At 59.2% G+C, this 20,969-nt stretch carries 13 protein-coding genes; 1 reads left to right on the forward strand and 12 read right to left on the reverse strand.

What is annotated here, in order from left to right; all coding sequences use genetic code 11:
- Nucleotides 1-9: 9 nt before the first annotated feature.
- The 4 genes from SLIT_RS09085 to SLIT_RS09100 form a co-directional block, all read right to left on the reverse strand.
- Nucleotides 10-8,631: a choice-of-anchor D domain-containing protein gene (locus tag SLIT_RS09085; protein WP_013029943.1), complete on the reverse strand. Its 8,622-nt coding sequence runs from the start codon at nucleotides 8,629-8,631 to the stop codon at nucleotides 10-12.
- A 27-nt stretch (nucleotides 8,632-8,658) separates the two neighbouring features.
- Nucleotides 8,659-10,221: a multicopper oxidase domain-containing protein gene (locus SLIT_RS09090; RefSeq protein WP_013029944.1), complete on the reverse strand. Its 1,563-nt coding sequence runs from the start codon at nucleotides 10,219-10,221 to the stop codon at nucleotides 8,659-8,661.
- Nucleotides 10,222-10,231: 10 nt separating this feature from the next.
- Nucleotides 10,232-11,779 carry a multicopper oxidase domain-containing protein gene (locus SLIT_RS09095; protein WP_013029945.1) on the reverse strand — a complete coding sequence of 516 codons (1,548 nt, stop codon included), beginning with the start codon at nucleotides 11,777-11,779 and terminating at the stop codon, nucleotides 10,232-10,234.
- Nucleotides 11,780-11,971: 192 nt separating this feature from the next.
- Nucleotides 11,972-12,361 carry a response regulator gene (locus SLIT_RS09100; RefSeq protein ID WP_013029946.1) on the reverse strand — a complete coding sequence of 130 codons (390 nt, stop codon included), beginning with the start codon at nucleotides 12,359-12,361 and terminating at the stop codon, nucleotides 11,972-11,974.
- A gap of 241 nt (nucleotides 12,362-12,602) precedes the next feature.
- On the opposite strand from SLIT_RS09100, the gene SLIT_RS09105 reads away from it, so the two are divergent.
- Nucleotides 12,603-14,687 carry a PAS domain-containing sensor histidine kinase gene (locus tag SLIT_RS09105; RefSeq protein WP_013029947.1) on the forward strand — a complete coding sequence of 695 codons (2,085 nt, stop codon included), beginning with the start codon at nucleotides 12,603-12,605 and terminating at the stop codon, nucleotides 14,685-14,687.
- Between the two features lie 48 nt (nucleotides 14,688-14,735).
- Here SLIT_RS09105 and SLIT_RS09110 read toward each other — a convergent pair whose 3' ends face one another.
- From SLIT_RS09110 to SLIT_RS15250, 8 genes are read right to left on the reverse strand one after another with little or no spacing between them, the layout of a single operon-like run.
- Complete coding sequence (locus tag SLIT_RS09110) at nucleotides 14,736-15,395, reverse strand: response regulator (protein ID WP_013029948.1); 660 nt, start codon at nucleotides 15,393-15,395, stop codon at nucleotides 14,736-14,738.
- A 21-nt stretch (nucleotides 15,396-15,416) separates the two neighbouring features.
- Nucleotides 15,417-15,935 (reverse strand): type II secretion system protein, encoded by a 519-nt coding sequence (locus SLIT_RS09115; protein WP_013029949.1) that lies wholly within the window; start codon nucleotides 15,933-15,935, stop codon nucleotides 15,417-15,419.
- Nucleotides 15,936-15,937: 2 nt separating this feature from the next.
- On the reverse strand, nucleotides 15,938-16,324 hold the full coding sequence (locus SLIT_RS09120; RefSeq protein WP_013029950.1) for a type IV pilin protein: 387 nt from the start codon (nucleotides 16,322-16,324) through the stop codon (nucleotides 15,938-15,940).
- 1 nt (nucleotide 16,325) lies between these two features.
- On the reverse strand, nucleotides 16,326-16,814 hold the full coding sequence (locus tag SLIT_RS09125; RefSeq protein WP_013029951.1) for a type II secretion system protein: 489 nt from the start codon (nucleotides 16,812-16,814) through the stop codon (nucleotides 16,326-16,328).
- On the reverse strand, nucleotides 16,811-19,366 hold the full coding sequence (locus SLIT_RS09130) for a secretin GspD/PilQ domain-containing protein (protein WP_013029952.1): 2,556 nt from the start codon (nucleotides 19,364-19,366) through the stop codon (nucleotides 16,811-16,813). The genes SLIT_RS09125 and SLIT_RS09130 overlap by 4 nt, the downstream gene beginning before the upstream one ends.
- On the reverse strand, nucleotides 19,363-19,869 hold the full coding sequence (locus SLIT_RS15245) for a prolin-rich transmembrane protein (RefSeq protein WP_013029953.1): 507 nt from the start codon (nucleotides 19,867-19,869) through the stop codon (nucleotides 19,363-19,365). The genes SLIT_RS09130 and SLIT_RS15245 overlap by 4 nt, the downstream gene beginning before the upstream one ends.
- Complete coding sequence (locus SLIT_RS09140) at nucleotides 19,866-20,435, reverse strand: coiled-coil domain-containing protein (RefSeq protein WP_013029954.1); 570 nt, start codon at nucleotides 20,433-20,435, stop codon at nucleotides 19,866-19,868. Before SLIT_RS09140 ends, SLIT_RS15245 begins: the two co-directional genes overlap by 4 nt.
- On the reverse strand, nucleotides 20,426-20,953 hold the full coding sequence (locus SLIT_RS15250; protein ID WP_150102985.1) for a PilN domain-containing protein: 528 nt from the start codon (nucleotides 20,951-20,953) through the stop codon (nucleotides 20,426-20,428). The genes SLIT_RS09140 and SLIT_RS15250 overlap by 10 nt, the downstream gene beginning before the upstream one ends.
- Nucleotides 20,954-20,969 lie beyond the last annotated feature (16 nt).

Below are 20,969 nucleotides of genomic sequence, written 5' to 3' on the forward strand. Positions count from 1 at the left end.
GCCCGTCTCCTAGTTTCCGCTCAGCGGAATGTTGAACGTGCCACCGGAAGTAATGACTCTCGCATTGCCCCGGCGGTTCGCTGTGCTCGTCGCCGGAATCTGCGTGAAGGTCACATTCAGGTCGCAGTTGTTGCCTGCGGCCACGATCGCCCCCGCGGTGCAGGTCGAGTTCGGCGCGATGTGGAAGTAGGCGGCACCGCTGGTGATCGACGCGCCGAGTATCGTCAGGTTGCCGTCGCCCGCCCCGTTGTTGATCTGCGCGGTCAGGGTCGTGTCAGCCGGAGGCGCAGTACCGAAAGCGAGCGGCGACTGCGACAGCGTCGGAACCGTTCCCACTCCGCTCAACGTCACCGTCTGCAAGGTCGACGGTATCGTCGCGGTCTGGAAGGTGATGCGCAGTGTGGGCGTGAAAGTCCCTGCCGCGACAGGCGTGAAGCTCACGTTGACCGTGCAGGTGCCGCCAACAGGTACCGGGGTTGCCAGGCAATCGTTGGTCTGGCTGAAACGGTTCGAGTTGGTACCGGCAAAGGCAATGCCCGTGACGGTCAGCGGCCCGTACCCGGTATTGGTAACGACTACCGGCTGGCTCACGCTGGTGGTGTTGATCAGCTGGCTGGTGAAGGTCAGCGTGGTCGGTGCCACAGACTGCGCCGGATGTGCGCCTGTGCCGTATAGCTGCACTGTCTGTGTCAGGTTGCCAGTCCTTACAGTCACCGTTGCCGACCGCGTCACATAGGCATTCGGCGTGAACTGGACGCCAAACGTGCAGCTTGCCGCGGCTGCCAGTGGTGCACCGCAGTTGTTATTGACGATGGCGAAGTTGCCGTTGCCGCCAGTGATGTTAAGAGCGACACCTCCCGCCAGCGCAGCATTGCCGTTATTGCTTACCGTGATCACTTGCGCCGGGTAGAAGGTCGCCGGGATGCCGACCTGCTGCTGGCCGAAGTCGATCATTGCGGGCAACACCGACAGGTGGCCGGCACTGCCTGCAGAGGCTACCTCGTCGGCACCGATGTCGAAGCCTGTGCCTTGCGGACGGACCTGCGCGTCGACGTCGTGGTTGGGTGCCAGCTCGCTGCCGCCGTTATTCACAGCCGGCGACGCGGTGGCGATATGGTAGTCGCCGAAAGCGGCATAGGCCGTGCCTGCTGTACTGGTCGGTTTGATCAGGTACAGCGGGCCGTAACGCACGTTGACGTAATTGTTGCCTTCGTCCACTGTCGGCACGGCCTGCATGGCTTTCATGCTTGGCGGATTGATGACTGCCGGGAACTCGGGCATTACGCGCGAACCGTTGCAATACAGGTCAAGCAACAGCGGGTCGGTCGTCCTGTTGTGCGTCGTCGCGTTGTTGCCGTAACCGCTAGTACTGGTCAGCACGGAATAGACCGGATTCAGGCGCAAGTTGGCATTCCTGTTAGGCGTGACGCTGGTATCGCCCAGCACGCCGAGATCCCAGTAGGCCGGGCTGCCGGTGCATTGGCCGGTAACCGTCTGGGCCGGCAGTTGAGTGCAACCCGTGCTGCCGTTGTTGGAAGAACACAGCGCGCCCTGACCGGCCACCACACCGTAGCGGAACGAGCGGTTGTGCCAGACGATGTTGTTTTCCAGCATGGGCCTGGCGATCTGGTTGGCCACACGCACCGGATTGGTGACACTCGTCGAGATCGCGTTCATCAACTGCGGACTGGTCGGTTCAGCTGAGATACCAGCCGGACCCGGCCGCCCGTTGCCTGTCGAGGTCGCGGTTTCTCCAGTACCCGAAAGCAGGACTCCAGCCGTACCGGTGCTGTCGTTCGAGGCGATGGTGTTGTTGATGATGGCGCTTGTATCGAGCACATCGCTCATTGAAATGCCGCCACCGACCCAGCCTGCCACGTTGTTGTCGATGATGTTGTTGCTCACCGTCACCTTGTTCCACGGAGCGAAGTTGCCCGGGAAGGCCTGTGTATCGGCGCCGTTCACCTGTTGCAGGCGTATGCCGCCGCCCTGGCCCGATTCCGCGAAGTTACCGCGGATGATGTTCGAATCGATGGTCAGGTTACCCGTACCCAGAGTCGCCGTTTGCAGCGCAAGCGTTGGCTCGCCGCCGACGAAGATGCCGCCGCCGTGGGTCGAGGTTGTCTGCTGGAAGCTCTGATTGAACAGGATCTCGTTGAACGCAATGGTGCCGTTCTGGCTGAAGCCGAGATGGCCGATACCGCCGCCGTCCGATTGGCTGAAGTTGCCGCAGATCCAGTTGTGGTCGACGCTGTAACCGTCAGTACCGGTGCAGATCGACACGCCGCCACCTGCACCGCCCTGGCCGGTGGTGCCTTCAACCACGCCGTTCTTGGTGATGGAATTGTGGTGGATACGCACGCTCTGGTCGTAACCGAAGCCGGCGATGGCACCGTTGACCAAGGTGGGGCTTCCGGTCAGCAAGCCTTCAGGATTTTCGGACTGCCCCACATAGCCTGGTATTTCGAGGTAGGGAACACCGATGCGGACACCGCCATTCAGCGCACCGGCATTGCCGTATACGCGGTTGTTGGCGATTTCCAGATTGTGTGCCCAGCCGTTGACATAGATACCGCCGCCGGCATCGCCGCCGGTGATGCTGACACCATCGATGCGTGATGGTGCGCAGAGGAAGTTGCTGAGCCCGGGCTGCGGTACAGTGTTGGCACCATTCACAAGATCGAACGCAACAGTCGTTGAGCTGTACGCGCAATCCGCGGCACTGGCCGTCAAGGGAGTTACACCATCGGCCTTGTAGCCCTTGGCCAGCACGGTGATGCCGGCACCTTCCTCGGTGCCCAGCACTGAGGGTTCAAGCAATACCACGCCGCCGGTGACTTCCTGGCCGGGTAGCGGATCGACCTGAGTACCCGTCGTGGACTGGTTGCCGGTGTTGGTATCAATACCGAACATGGCATTGATCCTTGGCCGCCAGACTTCCAGTTTGCTGGTCGGGTATTTGGCTGCGTTGATGATGACATCAGCCGCGCCCACGCCTTGCAGGCGGACCGGCTTCCACATGATGTCCAGCTCGTTGTATGTGCCCGCATCGACCAGGATCAGGTCTCCTGGCTTGGCAGTGTCGATGGCCGCCTGGATGGTCTGACCGCTGGCACCCTGCACACGCACTGGTGCACGGTCTTCAAGCGTGACGGTCACTGTGTCGACGCTGACCTTGCCGTTGGCGGCGGTGATCACGAGCTCGCCGCTTGGTGTATTGGCAGGCACATTGACGGTGATGCTGGCGTCGGTCCAGCTGGACACCTGCATAGTCCGGCCGCCGATGGTGACCTGGCTACCCGCACCCTGGGTGCCGAAGCCGTAGTGACGCAACAGCGTGCGCTTGCTGGCCGGACCGCTGGTGGCGAAGGGACCCGCATAGGCGGGGTTCTGCACCTGCTGGTCGCCCAGCGCGGTGATGGTCAACGTGCCGCCAGCAGTGGTCAGGTAAGGCCCGAAGCCGGCACTGCTATCCACGCGCAGGATGGCCGGGGTTGCGTCCGGGTAGGCGCAATCGGTCGGGTTGTAACCCGCCGCAAAGGCAGCGATCGGCAACACCGGCGTATCCAGATAGGTCGACTGCCCGGGCATGAACGGATTGGTGTAGCAGAAGTTGCTGTAAGCCGGGTTGTATTGCGGGTCGGTGATCTTCGCGGCCAACGCAGCCGTGGCGACCACGTTGCCGTTTACGTCGACATATTGTCCAAGCGCATTGGTGGCCGGAATCGGGCCCGGATCGTTCATGCAGTTGATGAGCATGTTGGGTCCATAGCCGGACGGAGTCGGCGGATTCACCAGCCAGCTCGACGGCAACATCATGTTGTATGCGCCCCACTGGTCGGAATAGGTACGGCTGATCTCGCGGCCATTGAAGTCCTTGGTCGACACCGGAACGAACGGCACGGAAGCCTTCTCGCCGAAATCGGGCGCCGCCGCGTTGTACTCCGACGAGGCATCGTCAAGGATGATGCCGGTGTTGTTGGCGGCGACAGGCACTTCGGTGAAGACGAAGAACGTGGCACTGGCTTGCGTCTGGTCAGTCAGGGTGACCAGCTTTCTGTCACACAGCGGTCGATCCATGCCGGCGAACGGCGCGACCTGTTGCGCGGCCGGGAACAGGCTCAGGTAATCGGGCACGCGGTGCATATTGCCCACGCATTCCGGGAAAGAGATCATCGATGCCGTCACCCCCAGATCCGACGTCGGATTGCTCTGGAAGCCGGGATCGCCGGTGTTCGGGTCGAACGGGTTCCCGTCATTCAACGTGGCCTGGTCGGGCAGGATGAAGATGCTGGCCAAGGGGCCGAATTGCTGCGTTGTCTGCGCGTTGAAAGCGTCGCCGACGAGGATGTTCTTGTCTTCTTCCTTGACGATTTCATAGCCCGGCGGTGTCACGGCCTCGACCACGTACTGGCCGGGCGGCAGGCTGACCAGCGTTTGGCCGAATGCAGCCTGCGCCGCAGTCAGCGGATGCGCCGCGACATAGGCCGCACTCGGGAAATTGTAGCGCCCGTCATATGGAGCCGGCTGTACCTGGTTCCAGTTGTGGAAACCGTCGTAGCAACGGAATTGATCGTTGTTCAATGTGTAGTTGGTGAACGGATCGACCTGGGTCGTGTTGTATGGTGGCAATGCGCCTGCCGCCGGTCCCGGCAATTGCCCCGGGCACTGCATGTTGACTTGTGCTCCCGCCGTCACGCCAGCGGCCGCGGGAACCCCCGTGACGGGATTCCGCAACACCCCGTCTGCGCCGAGAATATAGTTCGCGCCATCCGAACCCTTGACAGTGTTCGCCCAGTCGTCCCAGCTGGACGTCTGCGTGGTATCGACCAGTTTCAGCGTCTTGGTGCCGTCGGGCAAGGTTGTCTGCTGGTACAAGTTCACCGTGACGCGCGGCACCAGCGGTTCCCAGATGGTCTGGATGTTGTAACGCTGGTCGTCAAACGGGCGCGTACTGCTGTAAACCACGGTGCCCTGGATGCCACCGTTCTCGCCCGGCGCGTAGGGTACACGTCCCCAGTTGATCAGGTTACGCTGGCTGATGAAACCCTGATTACCGTATGAATATGAACCAGGCACCTGCACGACGTTTGAACTGCAGGGCGCTCCTCCCGGACAGGCTGCATAGGTCGAGCTCCATAGTCCGGCACCAGGGCCGGTCGCATCCACCGCACCGCCGGCATCGACGAAGATATTGACGCCGGTCTGTTTGTAGCGCGTGGTGTCGGCTTCGCTCACATACCAGTTGAACAGCGGGAACAGTTCGGCCAGCAGACCGTTGCCGTTGCTGTCGGTCAGCGTCTGGTTGGAGATGGCACCGTTACGGAAACGGTTCGTCATCAGCGCATTGGGTATGCCGGGTTCACCGGGGTCATAGACGCCGTTCTTGTTGAGGTCCATGAACAGGTTCTGGTCATGCTGCGTGAACCAGCTCAACACCGGGATGTTGCCGAGAGCGACATTGGCGGTGCCAACGACGACTGCCTGGGTCTGGATGATCTGGTCCAGCCACTGGTCCCACACCGCCAGTTCATAAGTGCCCGGCGGGACGCCCGTCAGGGTGAAGTTGCCGTTCGCATCGCACTGGGCGGCAGCGATGGAAGGCCCGGTGCCGCTTTGCGAATTCAGTGCGACCTGGCAGGTCGTCGAGCTGAGCAGGTCATATGCGCCGGAATCGTACAGCGTCACGTCAGACGGATGCGACATATGCTCATTGGTGACATGTCCGGTGACCGTCTGCGCGCCGGTCAACCCGTTGGCCGCCGCATAGGCTGCCACGTGCGCCGGATTGACGAAGCCGATCGTGGTATGGAATCCGGGCGGGCCGAATTCCTGGAAGTACACGGGCTCCTTGACGCCGGTAAAGGCATCCTGGGCGGGCGTTCCTTCCAGTGTCTCGGTTTGCCACCAGACCTCGCCGGCTCCCTCGCGCCCCGCGCCCGGATGGGCATACACGTCATAGCGTGCCGGTGTCAGGTTCTTGATCAAGGCGTGTCCAGCCAAGGCGTATTTGGCAGGATCGGCTTGGGCAGTGCCAGCATTGGGATCGTTCGGGCAGGTGTAGATGACACCTACGACGTTGCCGGTAGCACTGGTGGCGGTGCCGTTGGTTTTGGTATTCCTGTCATCCGGGCAACCCGGCCTGCCGAGCAGCCAGTTGCTGAGCGGCATGTTGAAGGCATCGTAGGTTTGCTGGCCGGCGGGATCGCCAGTACGTCCGGCCGGGTCGAACAGGATGATGTTGAATCCGCCGAGCCCGTTTTCGTTGAGGTCGTTTTGCCCGTTGGTCGGCGCATTGTCCTCATAGATATAGACACTCAACTGTGCCGGTTCGAGCGGAGTGGCCTGCAATGCGATTGAAACCGGATTCCAGGCTTTGGCGGTGGTGGTACCAACTTGTACTTGCGGCTTGATTTCCGCGCCGCCCATCATGTGGCCGCTGCCGGCCGGGTCGCAAACTGTGGGATCGGTACTGCCGCAGCCGCCCACCGGGTTCCCGGCATCGCCGGGCAGGATGGAAATGTAGTAGTTCTTGGTTGGATCCAGAACGGCATCGGCGATCTGCGTCGCAACCTGTGCGGCAACCGCGGCGCCGCGCACCTGCTGTCCGCTACCGCAGCTCACGGCACCGACGCAACCGGTTGCGATCACCGGCATGTTGCTCCGGTGGAAACTGGTGCCCAGCGTGCGCGTCCCCAGCACGGGTGTTCCGGTCGGGTCAACCTTGAATGTCTGGTCTTCCTGGATGGTCCAGCGATAATCCGTAATTGCCATCCCGCTGGTCGCATCGACCACGGCCACATTGAGTCCGGTCGCCATGCCGGCGGGAACAAATGTGACGGTGGCAGTGGCGGGCGAGCTGGCGGTGCCCTGCGAATTGGTGGCCACATAGGTGAACTGGCAGGATGTCGTGCCGGTATTGGGAATTGCGGTAAATGATCCATCCGGGTTCACCGTTACCGAACTGCAAGTGCCCGCCGTGGCCAGCGATGCCGTCAGCGGGTACGAGCTTGGATCGCTGGCGTTGGTCAGCAAACCGGGACGCGATGCCGAGAACGTGCTGGCCAGGGTGCTGGTATAGGTTTGGGTGGCGGCTGTCGGTGCACCGCCGGTTCCGCTCGCGGCGACGTTCAATGTCACCGTTGCCGTTTGGCCGGTCGTATTGCTCGCCGTATAAGTGAAGGAATCGGTTCCCCTGAATCCCGCCGTTGGAGTGTAGATGAAAGTCCCGTCTGCATTGAAGCTCAGCGTGCCGGTGGCAGGTTGTGTAAGCGTCGACAATGTGGCGACTGCAATGTCGTTGAGTTTTACGTTGCCGTTGATCGCGGTGCTCAGGGGCACCTGATAGGAATCGTTGACCACTGTTGGTGTGGCAACGGCGGAAAATACTCCCGCTGCATAGCCGGTCGCAGTCGTGGTGTCGACTGGCTGATTGACCAGCAGGAATCCCTGCTGGCCGCCATCCGGCCCGTTTGCCGTGGTCAGGCTGAGCTGGCGGTCGAAGACACCAAATGTCGAGGGATTGAACTGACCGGCGGTGACTGACGGATTGACGATCACATCGTACGTCTTGCCTGCCGTGAGCAGCACCTCATCCTGAATTTTCGGAATGCCGGGTGCGACATTGCCATCCTCGGCGACGAGCGACATCGGCAGGCCGACCACGGTTGGGATGTGCGTGTGCGAGCCGGCGTTCAGAAAGCGCAGCAGCACATTGCCACTCGATTCGGAGGCGCCCACCGCGAACGCGGACTTCTGTGGCGCGGATTTGTCGTAGGCCTGGCCGTTGATCAGGAAATAGGTGGGTGTGTAATTCACTGCCGCCGGGTAACAGGTGTTTGCGGTGCTGGTGTTGCATGACGGGTCGTTCCAGCGCAGGTTCACATTGGTGCCGGCCATTGCCGCCGTGTCCACCTGGGCGTTCTGGATCGGGTCGATTTCGCTGAACAGCAGGGTTGCGTCGGAATCATAAGGGACACCGGCGCCGGCGTTGGCGGCAGGATAGGCATTGCCGCTGGCGAACGTCGTCACCGTGGTGCCATTTGGCACTGCAGGCGCCTGGGTCACGATCAGCACGCCGTAGAGTCCCATCGGTACCTCCAGCGATGGCAAGGTGGCGGCCTCATAAATGTAGCTGCCGGGACGCAGATTGTTCCAGGTCAATGTCGTGGGAGTCGTGCCGTTCGCGGCGACTTCGGTTGCCCATGACATCGCACGATCCAGTTGCGGTGGTGGTACGAATGCGGGGCTGGCCGCTGCGTTGTTCGGGAAGGTGCTGAAATTTTGCGCCGGATGTGCCGGGCTCGGCATCCGCGTCGGCATGCCCATGCCGCCGCCCAATTGCCCCAGGACCATGATGGAGGTCGGCACCGGCAGGCTGTTGGTCAGGTTGATTTGCAGCGTGTCGCCGGGTGCTGCGACGATGGTCGGCCCCGGAGCCCAGGCAGCGGTGCATGCGCCGGTGGTGCAGTATCCCCACATCGGCACTATAGCCCCGTCCGGCAAAGTGGCATTCATGCGTTGCGCAGTCAGGTTGACGGGGATGGTCGCTGCGGCAGCGGCACCGGCGTCCATGAGCATGACGACGGAAAGTATGGTCCACAGAGTCGCTTTGATATTAGGGGTTCTCATGGCTGAGCTCCTTCGCAATGGTTGCTTTTATAGAGATTCGTCGATGTACCAGGTGAACGGGTCGACGATCAGCATCATCATCATTCCGCCCGGAAACACATCGTTCGTTGTTATCTCGCGCTCGTTGTGGGAGTGCCACATGTACGCATAGCCTGCTTCAGAGGTGGGGCCGTTGAAGTTCAGCGTCCCCGGTGGCAGCGGTGTCGAGTTGAAGCCTGAGTTGGAGGACTGTATGCCCAGATAAGGCGTACCCGCGTACCACTGGCCGTTGGCGACGATCTGCGGATCAGGCGGCGTGATCGGGATAGGTTTGTTGTGGTCGGCGCACCATTCGCCATAGTTGGGGGCGAAATTCGTCGCCGTCGGATCGTTCGATACGCCGACCGTGTTGTAGCCGTAGGCATCCGGGTTACAAACGATGGGGTGCGACACCCCGCCTGCGTCGACCCATTGGTCTCCGCTATGATGGTTGTACACGTCCCAGTTCAATCCTTTGCCAGTCCAGGTGAAGATCGCATCGACGGTCTGCCCGGACACCGTGGGAATGGTGAACAACAACGGCCCGGCCAGTTTGGTCGCATCGCTCTGGCTCACTATCAGATTGCCGTCGCGTGCCAGCACGCGTGCATGGTTGCCGTGGAAGTGGAACGGATGCTGCCAGCGTCCCTGCCCGACCACGCGCATCAGCAGTCGCTCGCCGGGGTGGATGTGCGGGTTGCCGTTGTAGGGCTGGTGGATGTACGACGCGGAATAGGAGGCGTCCATGTCGTCCGGCATCGAGCGGCCGTTGATCAGGAAATAATTGGGGCGGTAGGGTTCGGTGGTAACCATGATCTCGGGGCATGATGTCGCGCCACCAGCCACGCTGGCAGCGCAGGAATTGACCTGATCCAGCGCCTGCTGGTGCATACGCGAATCGATCTCGCTGAATTCGAACAGATACTCGCGGTCGTAACAGGTCGCCGCGTGATCGTATGCGGTCGCCGCGAGCGAAAAAGGTCCCTGGGTGCATCCTGTCGGCGCTGCCATGGTTGGCAATACGACAATGGCTCCGTAAAGACCCATCTGGATCTGCAACTCGGGCTGGGTGCCGCTGTAATAGGAATAGGTGCCTGGATGGGTAGGCGTGAACGTGTAGCTTACCGTGCTGCCCGGTGCAGCTTCCTGCACCATCGCGCCGCCCACGCCGCCGCTCGCCGTGACCTGGAAGCCGGGAAACACAATCGAGGTATTTCCTGCTGCCAAGGGCAAGGAATTGGTCAGATTGATCGTGACGGCCTGGCCTTCAGTCACGATCATGGTCGGCCCCGGCAATTGCATGAGCGGGCAATTGGGTGCCGGGCCTGCGACGCCGGTCGCGGGCCTGGCCGCGAAACCGCTGGGCGTGGTGGTACAGCCGTAGCCCCAGGAATAGATCATGGCTCCGTCCGGCTGGCTGATGTAATCGGCGCTTGCGGTGAGATTGAAAACCGGCCCCGTGATGCCGTTGACCTCAGCTTGCGCCGTTGCTGCAAACAGCAGGCAAGTCGCGGCCGCGGAGGCAAAGAACCAGGAGGCGAGCCGGCGGAAATTTCTTGTCATTGGATTCATGGTCGTTCTCCTAGTCGACACGAATCTCGGTCATCATCCCGCCGAAGTTTTCAGCATCGTTGGAAAGACGATTGAGATTGGTGGTGTAGAGGAAGTAGGTGCAGGGGGTTGTGGCGGTGCAGTTCGCATAATCGGGACTGCTTGCATCCAGGATCGCATCCGTGGACTCGCCACCTCCCAGGGTGATCGAGTTGGTTGTGTAATACAGATTGTTGCCGGCCATGTCGCGCAACAGGCGCGCATTGTCTGCGATCACCTGCATCGGGATGCCGACCGTGGCGAGCGTATGGAACTCGGTGACATTGAGGTCGGAAATGCGCAGTAGCGCGCGGGTCTGACCAGCGCTTCTCTTGATCTCAATCAGGGTAGGCAGAGGTTGCGACGGCCGTGAAATTCCGTCAGATGACAAAGTTGCCATCGGCCCGTTGATTACCGGTTTGCCATCCAGGCCAGTGCCTGTATTAGTAACGTTGGTGTTGATGGTGTCCGGATAGCTGCGGCCGCTCAGCATGAAGTACTTGTCGTGCATGTCGGCGAATGCTTCCGGATTAAACGTCATGCCTACATAGTGGAAATTGGGGTCGAAGCTCATCATCTGGATCGGGTACTCGACGTCATAGCGGGTCGAGCCGTCGCCATCGTTGTAAGCGTACGTGGCTGTGCCGTTGTTGGTGACGCCGGTTGCGCCGCCGCTGGCCAGATTGGCGGTGACGGGCAGCGGAGTTTGCCCGGTGCACAGGATGTCGCTACAGCCGACGCCGGTTGCTGCCGGATCGACTGCCGCTTTCTTGTTTGCCGCTTCCAGTGCCGCTCCGATGTCGCCATTGACCCGGTTCTGACGTGGGCGCACATAGAGTTGCCCCACCATACCCATTTGCAGGTGTTCGGGCGGTGTAATGTGACAGTGCCAGAAATAGGTTCCGGCATCGGGCGCAGTGTAGTAATAGGTGAAGCTGCCCGCGATGTTAATGGCAACCGATGCGTCCGGCACGCCGTCAAAATATGAAGAAGCGTTGGGATAGCCGTGGAAGTGCACGGTGTGCTGCTCGAACAGGTCCGGCCGCATGATCATGCCGACATTGCTCAAGGTCAGAAAGAATTCGTCATCCTCGTCGATTGCCATCGTCGGCGCCGGAGAGTTGGCGGACAGGACGCCGTTGTTCATGATGGCTGCCGGTTCTATGCTGGCCGCATTGAGATCGTTCGGATCATTGGTGGGATTATTGAACACGTCAGCCGTCACGGTTCCAGGCAGCCCTTGATCAAGATTGCTCGTGCCTGAAAGCGGGCCAAACCCGAACAGGTATATCTGATGGCCGTCGCCCATGGTGGCAAAGCCGTCACCGCCGGCTATTTCCTGGCATTTGACCACGCCCGGATGATTCGGATCGACGGTGGACCCGTTGGGGTGAAGCGTGGTCGTGCTCGGGCATTGCACGCGAAACGATGCGCTATAGGCCAGAGAGGAGAACAGTGAAATTACTGCCGCAAACCCAAGTACGAAAAACTCGAGCACATACTTCCGTACCGGATGGCTTGATGTTGTCGCATTTTTCATGGCAACCCCCATGCTGTAGTTGCTACAAGTGAAAACCATCGTCGTTGGCCATTGTTATCAACACCGGGCCCGGCGCGGTACTTTGACTAGTTGGCGTGGAGTTTATTGCGTGTCCTGGATTGAAGCAGTGGGGTGGAACTGGTATTTCGATGGTAGTAATACCCTACAAATGAGGGAGGGGCCACGGCCGTGTCACATCGATGACGAAAAGCCCGCCATAACAGACTTGACCATTTGCAGAATCTCTTCTTCGCTCATTGAACCTTTGGGAATAAAGTGGCTTGCGCCTGCATCGAAAGCTGCTTGGCGATACTCGGGCAAGTCATAGGCCGTGATGACGATCACGGTGGTATCGGCATGGCTGACCTTGATGGCTTTGGTCAGGATGAGTCCGTTCGCGTCGGGCAAATTGACATCCATGAACACCAGATCGGGCACGCAATCCTGAATCTGTTCCAATGCAGCTTTACCTGCATCGGCTTCTGCAATGGACAACGACGGAAAACCGGAACTCAGGATATGGTTGAGCGAGTGGCGAAAATCCGCATTGTCATCAACAATTAGCGCTGACGTTTTGTTCATAAGGGGCGCCCGTAGTTATCGTCCAATCGGTGAACGAACAGCATGCAATTTATATTCTTGGTACCCAAAGGACGATACAGTAAGCAGTGTATATTTCTGCTGCCGAGGCCGTATCGCCAATACGCATATCCTTTGTCACAATAGGGCCGGACGCACCACAACAAGCTGGACAAGCTCATGGAACAGGTTTTCAATTGGCGGCGGGCACCACAAATGCATTGAAACATTTGAGGGGGAAGCTATGTCACACGACACGTCACACAGCACGATCAATGTGGATGCACCACAGGATAACTTCCCTCCTCCCAATTGCCCTTTTGATGATTGCCGGGCAAACAGGCTTGGGCAGACGCAACAGGCAAGACTGGAATGGGAATTCACCGCCGATTCGATACCTCAGCTCATCTTCCTGCTGGATCGCGACGAACATATTCTGCGCACCAACCGTACTCTCGAACATTGGGGCCTGGGTCAGGTTGTCAACGCGCCGGGACGCAAGATTCATGATTTGCTGCACCCGGATTGCAAGGACACAGATTGTCACCTGAAGCACATCTGGAGATATTCAGCAGGCAATAGGGCGCAGAATTTTGCCGTTGAATACCAAACCGAGGACAAATTCCTGCATCGCCACCTGAATCTGCATTTCCGCTTCCATCATTTGCCACAGGACGCCGAAGCCGGATTGATCGTTGCAGTCATCAGTGACATCAGCGACGTCAAGCTGGCAGAAACAAAACTGAAGAATTCCAAAGACGAGCTCGAACGCCGCATCGAAGAAAACACCTTCGCTCTGATCAGCACCAACATCCGCCTGCAGCAGGAAATCGAAAATCACAAGCGCATCGAAGAGAAGCTGGAAAAAAACCGCGCGGAATACAGCCAGCTGGTTGAAGCCATGGAAGAAGGCCTGGTCATTCTTGACAAACAGGGGGCGATCACCTACGCGAATCGGCAGTTCTGTAACACGCTGGGATATTCTCTCGAAGAAATGATCGGTCACACTCTCATGAACTATGTCGCCGCAGAAAACCGCCCCGCGCTCGAACGGCATATGGCCGAACGGGCACAGGGAAGCGTCGCCACCTATGTTGCAAATCTTGCAGGGGTGGACGGACAGAAATTCTGGGTGAAGATCTCGCCTACTCTGCTGAACGACCAGAAGGGAGAAACGACTGGCAGCTTTGCCATCATCGCCGATGAAGTCAATCATCTGAATGTGCAACAGGTGCTGCGCGAAACGTCAATAGGAATCGAAGACCTCTATGACAATGCGCCCTGCGGTCATTACATGCTGGACAATAAGGATTTTTTTGTAACGATCAACACCACCAAAACCAAATGGCTGGGATACACCAAAGATGAAATGATCGGGAAGTTGAGATTCCAGGACTTGCTCACGGAGGCGAGTGCGCGACAATATGCAAGCTACTACCCACGGCTCAAGAACGTTGGCCACGTGCGCGACCTGGAACTCGAACTGGTGCGCAAGGACGGCAGCATTCTGCCCGTGCTGCTCAGTGCCACGGCCATTCGCAACGCAGACGGGCAATTCATGATGAGCCAGGCCATCGTTTGCGACATCAGCTATCGCAGCAATGCCGAACAATCCCTGCGCGAATCCGAACATGCAAAGCGGATGCTGACTGCACAGGTCCTGTCGGCACAGGAAAAAGAGCGCAAAAGAATAGCCAACGAACTTCACGACGGCATCGGGCAGACGCTCAGTGCGATCAAGTTCTACGTTGAGAACGCCATAAGCAAACTGAACGAACGCACGATCGACGATAGCATACGGATATTTGGCAATGTCATCCCGAAACTGCAGGGTGCCATTGAAGAGATGAGGCGCATCTCGATGGATCTGAGGCCTTCGATGCTGGACGACATCGGCACGCTTGCCACGCTGTCCTGGTTCTGCAGACAGTTCCAGGGCGTATACGAATCTTTTCGAATCGAGCTTCTGCTCGACATCAAGGAAAGCGACATCCAGCTTCCGCTCAGGACCGCGATCTTCAGGATCGTACAGGAAACCATGAATAACTGCGCCAAATACAGCCAGGCGAATTGCATCCACATCAGCTTGATCAAAACCTGCAAGGAAATCGAGCTCACTGTCGAAGACGATGGCCGGGGCTTCGATCATGCCGAGGTGTGCGCCAGGATCGCGAACGCCGGTGGCGGAATGGGACTGGTCAGCATGCGGGAGCGTGCAGAATTATCCGGCGGTACGTTCTCGGTCGAATCGGCCAAATGCAGAGGGACCAGCGTGCGAGTTACCTGGCCGTTCCAGGAATCGTCCCCCTCCCCGTCAACAACAGCTTGAGCGCCAGATAGATATCGCAAACGCTACTGCGGAATGAACCCCGGGCCGTCACGACATCGAAACCATCCCTTTTTCGATGGCATAAGACGTCAGCACGGCGGCATTGTGCAGATTGAGCTTGCGCATCAGGTTGGAGCGGTGCTTTTCCACAGTCTTGACGCTCACGCACAGGTAGCTTGCGATATGCTTGTTGCCCTGTCCTTCGGCGATGAGCTTTAGCACTTCTCGCTCACGTAATGTAAGCGTATCCCAGGCTGATGCCGGATTGATGCCCTTGCCGCCGTCAAGGTAGCCGTTAACGACTTTCTCCGCGATATCGGGGCTAAGGTAGGTCTTGCCGTTGAGGACGCTTTTGATCGCCAGAATCAATTCGTCATGAGTGGCGTGCTTGAGCACGTAGCCGTCCGAGCCGGCGTGCAGGGCTTCACGGATATACTCCTCCGCCTTGTGTACCGTGAGAACCATTATCTTGATCGCGGGATAACGCTTTTTGATTTCCCTGATCGACTCGGTGCCGTTGGTGCCCGGCATGGAGAGATCCATCAGGATCAGGGTTGGAGAAAGACTGCCGGCCAGGCGGATCGCATCCTTGCCGTTATCTGCTTCGCCGACGACCTCGATGTTCGGATCGGAAGACAGCAGCGAGCAAATTCCCTGCCGTAATAACGTGTGGTCTTCCACCAAAAGAATGCGCTGTTTCTGGTTCATGATTCCCCCCTCCCATTTTTATTACCACAATGGCTTGTCCCCGGTCGAATCGAAGCTAGGTCTCTGAACTGCTGCAATCTGGCGCTGCTGGTATGCGAACACCCATTCGGAATATTTTACGGCGCCGTCGAAACTGTTGCCAGCCGACCCGAACCCGGCAACCTTGATGGGATGCATTTCCGACAGACTATGCACGCCTATTATTCCACCATCCCCTCCCCGTACCAGCCCCCATTCGCTGGCCCCTGTCATCGGATCGCGGTATATCTTGCGCAAATAGCGCCGCGTGTAAGCATACTGCGAATCCTTGAGCAAATCTTCCAGACTGGACGGAAATTTGGCATGGTTCAAATGATACAACCCGATCGCGATGCGAAACTGGTTTCCTGCGAATAACAGTTCGCGCTCCTTTTCCCGCTGTACGGCGGTATGCCAGACTTCCGCAGTAGCTCCCAGTACTGCCCCCATCACGACGATCACCAGCAACAGTACCAGATAGGTAAACCCGCCGTTGCCATGTCTTTTGGTCAGGTGCCGCATCGCTACCACTCCTTGTATGGCGATCCATCGGCTGCATTGCCTTCAGCGCCGCTATGGACATCATAGACGCCGCCCTTGTCAGGGTCTTCCGGCGGTACGGTGATCCAGGTCGACGTGCTTTCGGTTACCGGGTCGCGCGGAATGTTGCGAAGATATTTGCGACTCACCAGATCGTCCAGCGTAGCGGGATATTTGTCGTTATCACCATAGAATTTATCCAGCGCATCGCGCATCAACGTCAGGTTCTCCTTCAGCACGGCATCCTTGGATTTCTGCACGCTGCCGAAATATCGGGGCACGGCCAGCGAGGCCAGCATGGCGATGATCAGCATCACCACGATCAGCTCGATCAGCGTGAAACCCAGAAGCCTGCGCGGTAAGGATGCCATCTCACCACTCCTTGTAGGGAACGCCGTTGATTCCGGTTCCCGTAACCGGCACGTACACGTCAAACACATCATCGCCCTCCTGCGGGTCGTCGGCACTGCTGGCATAACTGCGCTTGCCCCATGTATCCACAGCGGGAATGCTGCTGTCGCGCACGAATGGATCGCGCGGGATACGCCGCAGGAAATACAGCTTCTGCTCTTTCTGGCTCAACGCATCGTTCACGCCCTGCACCAGGATATTGAGCGTCGGCGGATAGCCGGACTCCCCCACTTTCTTGATGATGTGTCCTTCGTCGTATGCCTGTTTGTAGGCATCGATAGCACCGCGGATCTGTCTCAACGCCGCATGCAGCTCCTGCTCCTTGCCACGCTGCACGGTCAATTCGGCCATGGGCAGCGCGATGGTGGAAAGCATGGCCAGGATGGCCAGCGTCACCACCAGTTCGATCAGGGTGAAGCCGCGAGAAAAGGGTATGCGCACGATGTTCATGGCAGCAATGCGACGTTGTGCGGAGCGGGCAGATTGACTTTGACCTGATCGCCTGCAGCATTCACGGCCGACCCGGACACCGAAATTGGCACCTGCGGATTGGCGGCCGTCACCTTGAACGTCAGCACGGCCAGACTGCCGCGCCCGCCTGCCCCCTCCAGTCCAGGCTGCGAAACATCCACCGAGACCTGTCCGCCCGTCGGGTCGACATTGCTGCTGAACACGGTCTGCGCGTTGTTGCCCTTGAGGAAATCCCCCTCGGCCACATCCACGACTTGCAGGGCTGCCGGGTCGTACACCACTTTGAGCGGCACGTCGACGACCTTGCTGCCGGTCTGGGCATAGACCACGACCTTGAACTGGTCACCGACCTTGGCCTGCGACGCGCCTTGCCAGGACAGCATGAGTGGCGGCGTGGCCGGTTTCACGCCTGGCAGCAACTTGCCGGGTGCAAGCGCGGCAACGACCGGAAGCGTCGGTACGGCCAGGACTTGCGGCGATGCCGCCTGCGTTACCGGTTCAGGCTGCGAAACGATGCCGCCGGGTGAGGCAGCCGGTGCGGCCTGTGCCAAAGGCACCGCAGCCTGCTGCGACTGCAGCGGTGCGGGAGCTGCGCCTGCGGCCGGCAGGGCTGGCATCACAGGCTGCGGATGGAACGGTGCCGCCTGGGCCAAAGCCTGCAGCGCGGGCATGGTCGCGCTGCCGGTATTGACCATGCCCACGGGTTGCAACGAAAGCGGCCTGTTGCGCAACGTGTCTTCAGTGCCGGACCAGAATTCCGCCAGGTCGACGTCGGGGCGATGGATGTTGCGAATGATGTGCGGCGTGATGGACAGGATGATTTCCGTCTTGCGCTTGTCGTCGCCGTTGCTGGAGAACAGATGTCCGAGTATCGGCAGATCGCCCAGCCCCGGAACACTGGCGGAGGATTTTCTGTCCTCATCGTTGATCAATCCGGCCAGCACCTGTGTCTCGCCGTCCTTGAGGCGCAGCACCGTGTTCACGTTGCGCGTGCCTATCTGGTAAGCGACGCTGCCGGAGGCGGCATTGGTCACCTGGTTGGCGATCGTGCTTACTTCCAGGTATGTCTTGATGGCGACCTCGCCATCCATGTGGATGTCGGGCTCGACTTCAAGCTTCAGCCCTACATCCAGGTACTGCACGCTGCCCGTCACCACAGGCGTTCCGGTAGCTACCGGCGTCACCGAGTTGGTGATGACCGGGACCCGGTCGCCGATCATGATCTTGGCTTTTTCATGCTGCTTGACGCGGATGCGCGGGCTGGCCAGCAAGTTGCTGTCGCCCAGCTCCTTGCGCAGATCGAGCGTCATCGACAGCGGCGTCACGTTGATGGCGTCGCCATTGATATGGCGCAAACCATTCACGGTCAGCGGAACCGCCGGGGTGTTCGTTGTCACCACCGCCCCGCCGGAAGTGGTGGTTGCGGTGGATGTCGCCGGCGTTGCGTTCACCGACAGGCCAAGCTGGTTGGGCCACTTGACACCCAGCTGGGTCAGTTTGGAATGCAGCACTTCCAGCACTTCCACTTCCAGCATCACCTCGGGCTCGTTGATATCCTGCGAGGCAATCAGCTTCTCGGCCATCTTCACGGCCTCCGGCGTATCGCGAATGATCAGCGAATTGTTCTTTTCATTGACATAGATGTCCTTGGTCTTCAGCATGGTCTTGATCATGGTCTGCATCTGCTTGGCATCGGCATTGGTCAGCTGGAAAGTACGGATGACCAGATCCTGGTATTCCTTGATCTTGGCCGGCGTATTGGGATAGATGAACACCGTGCTGTCGTTGAGTACTTTCTTTTCGAGCTGGTTCTGCATCAGGATCAGGTCGAGCGCGTCCGCCACCGAGGCATCTTTCACGAAGATGCTGGCCTTCAGATCGTTCCGCATGTCGCGATCGAGCAGGATGTTGATGCCGCTGCTGCGCGACAGCGCCTCGAACACCATTTTCAGGTTGGCATCGCGGAACTGCAGTGTGACGGGTTGCCTGAATTTCGATTTCAATGTCGGCATCTGCATTTCCGTGTTCATGGCCTGCTTTTCCTGGATCTGGCGGCGCAGCGCGAGCGCCTGGGCGTGGTCCGGATTTTCGATGAGGATGTCCTGCAGCTTGTTCTGCGCCGCTTCCAGGTCGCCCTTGTCAAACAGGGCATTCGCTTCTGCCAATAACGCTTTGTGCCGCTTCGCCTTCTCGATGGCCGCTGTGCCCTCCCTGGCCCGCGTGTTGTCCCTGTCTATCGCCAGCACGCGCCTGTAGTACGGATACGCTTCCTCATCGCGTCCCTGGTCGTGCAGCCGGTCCCCCGACAGCAGCAGAAAATTGATTGCCCGGTCGCGTTCGCGCAAAAGGTCGGCCCGCCTGTCCATGCTGTGCGGATGCTCCTTTGCCTGCCGCTCCAGCTTTGCCAGTCCGTCTTCAATATGGCTTTCGTCATTCAAGTCCAGCACCTTGATGCCCTGATCGGCACAGCCGATCAATATCGCGGCCAACAGCACGGACAGTGCCCGCTTGTTGCTGTAGTTGATCGTCATGATGCCTCCCCGATGTTGATGGTTTGCTGAATGTTCAACGGCAGGTAGATCAGAACCAGCTGACCCGATGCGATGCCTTCCACGCGGTAGGTACCTTCAAGCACATCGCCCGGCGATACCGAATAGACCTGGCCGCCCTTGGTCAGAAAGATGATCATGCGTCCGTCCTTGCCCTGGTAACTGCCCATGTAGGCGTACGGCATCGGCGGCGCGGTCGGTGGTGGGGGCGGCGGCGGCGGCGGGGGCGGAACCGGCTTCGGCTTGGGCGGCGCGACGTACCAGGACTTGCCCTTGAAAATGTCGACCGTCTTGTGTTCGGTCTGGGCACGCTTGCCGAGTTTTTCCAGCCCGGCAACCGGCGCAGGATCCGCTTTCGGTCCTTCTGCGAGATTCACCTTCAGGACCGATGTGGCGTCATCGCTCTCCCGTGCAACCGCACGCAGGCTGACGGTAGCCAGCAGCACAACGGCCAGCACACACCATCCTGTTTGCGCCCGATTCATGATTCAACCTCCAGGTGCAAGGTGAGGATGACTGTAGAGACGAGTGCCTCGTCACCGATTTTCTGGCGTTCGAACTTCACGTTGTCGAGTGAGGCGATGGGCACCTCGGTCAAAACATCGTCGATAAAGCCGCGCAAGTTCGGGTACGAGCCCTTGACCGGCAGCGTGACCCGGTAGAGCAGCAACCTGCTGATCTTGTCGTGGATGACCTGGTACTCCCCCTGGCGCAAGACCAGTTTGTTCATGGCCGCCGCGTCGGATATCTTTTCCACCCAGTCCGGGATGCTGCGTTCGGACGGAAAGAATTTGTAGAATGCCGCCAGCTGCGCCGGTGAGGCCAACCGGGTGAGCTTCGAGTTGGCGTGTTCTGCCATGCGGGCTTCTTCCTGCAATTCCTGGAAGCGGTGATTCATGGCCCCCACCTCGTTCAACGCGGGAGCAACCATCGAAAGATAAAACCCGGCGGCAAATGCCAGCAGGCCGCCCGCCACCATCCATGGCCAGGTCATGCGCCCCAGCCAGCGCCGAATATGCCATTTGGCTTCTTTTAGCGATATCACGTCCATGATGCATCCAGTGTGAAACGGATCGGCTTTTCGGGATTCTGTTCCTGCACCTGTTGATGCTTGAGGTACACGCTGGTCATCGCCTTGTTTGCCTGCAGGATGCGTATATAGGCAAACAGGGCCGCGGAATTCTTTGCTTCGCCGCGCAGGCGGACCAGTCTCTTGCCTGCATCCGGCTCTATGCCCAGCAGCGCGATGTTGCTGCTGTTTGCTTCTTCCAGTGCGTCGAACAGTTCACTCCACGGCAGGCTCAATTGCATGATCACCTGGTTGGCTACCTTGATCTCCGCGCCGGTCTGCTGCGCATCGGCAACCGCAGTCATCGCGCCCGAACGCCCCGGATGCAACTTGTGCTCGGCTTGCGCCACTTTTTCTTCGAGACGTGCGGCCTGTCCGGACACCTTGTGGTAGTAGAACCCCATCGCCACGACAGCCACCACTTCCAGCGCCAGCACGATCATGCCGATCCGGTGCTGGGCAAGGTTGTCACGGCGGAAATCAAGAGATAGTGGACGCATCGCTCTGTTCGCACCT

Origin of the sequence: Sideroxydans lithotrophicus ES-1 (assembly GCF_000025705.1) — a bacterium.
GTDB classification, from domain to species: domain Bacteria; phylum Pseudomonadota; class Gammaproteobacteria; order Burkholderiales; family Gallionellaceae; genus Sideroxyarcus; species Sideroxyarcus lithotrophicus.

What these genes read in the sequence shown, in the direction of transcription:
- SLIT_RS09085 (WP_013029943.1), bottom strand. Translation starts at nt 8,631, where the DNA reads ATGAGAACCCCTAATATCAAAGCGACTCTGTGGACCATACTTTCCGTC.
- SLIT_RS09090 (WP_013029944.1), bottom strand. Translation starts at nt 10,221, where the DNA reads ATGAATCCAATGACAAGAAATTTCCGCCGGCTCGCCTCCTGGTTCTTT.
- SLIT_RS09095 (WP_013029945.1), bottom strand. Translation starts at nt 11,779, where the DNA reads ATGAAAAATGCGACAACATCAAGCCATCCGGTACGGAAGTATGTGCTC.
- SLIT_RS09100 (WP_013029946.1), bottom strand. Translation starts at nt 12,361, where the DNA reads ATGAACAAAACGTCAGCGCTAATTGTTGATGACAATGCGGATTTTCGC.
- SLIT_RS09105 (WP_013029947.1), top strand. Translation starts at nt 12,603, where the DNA reads ATGTCACACGACACGTCACACAGCACGATCAATGTGGATGCACCACAG.
- SLIT_RS09110 (WP_013029948.1), bottom strand. Translation starts at nt 15,395, where the DNA reads ATGAACCAGAAACAGCGCATTCTTTTGGTGGAAGACCACACGTTATTA.
- SLIT_RS09115 (WP_013029949.1), bottom strand. Translation starts at nt 15,935, where the DNA reads ATGCGGCACCTGACCAAAAGACATGGCAACGGCGGGTTTACCTATCTG.
- SLIT_RS09120 (WP_013029950.1), bottom strand. Translation starts at nt 16,324, where the DNA reads ATGGCATCCTTACCGCGCAGGCTTCTGGGTTTCACGCTGATCGAGCTG.
- SLIT_RS09125 (WP_013029951.1), bottom strand. Translation starts at nt 16,814, where the DNA reads ATGAACATCGTGCGCATACCCTTTTCTCGCGGCTTCACCCTGATCGAA.
- SLIT_RS09130 (WP_013029952.1), bottom strand. Translation starts at nt 19,366, where the DNA reads ATGACGATCAACTACAGCAACAAGCGGGCACTGTCCGTGCTGTTGGCC.
- SLIT_RS15245 (WP_013029953.1), bottom strand. Translation starts at nt 19,869, where the DNA reads ATGAATCGGGCGCAAACAGGATGGTGTGTGCTGGCCGTTGTGCTGCTG.
- SLIT_RS09140 (WP_013029954.1), bottom strand. Translation starts at nt 20,435, where the DNA reads ATGGACGTGATATCGCTAAAAGAAGCCAAATGGCATATTCGGCGCTGG.
- SLIT_RS15250 (WP_150102985.1), bottom strand. Translation starts at nt 20,953, where the DNA reads ATGCGTCCACTATCTCTTGATTTCCGCCGTGACAACCTTGCCCAGCAC.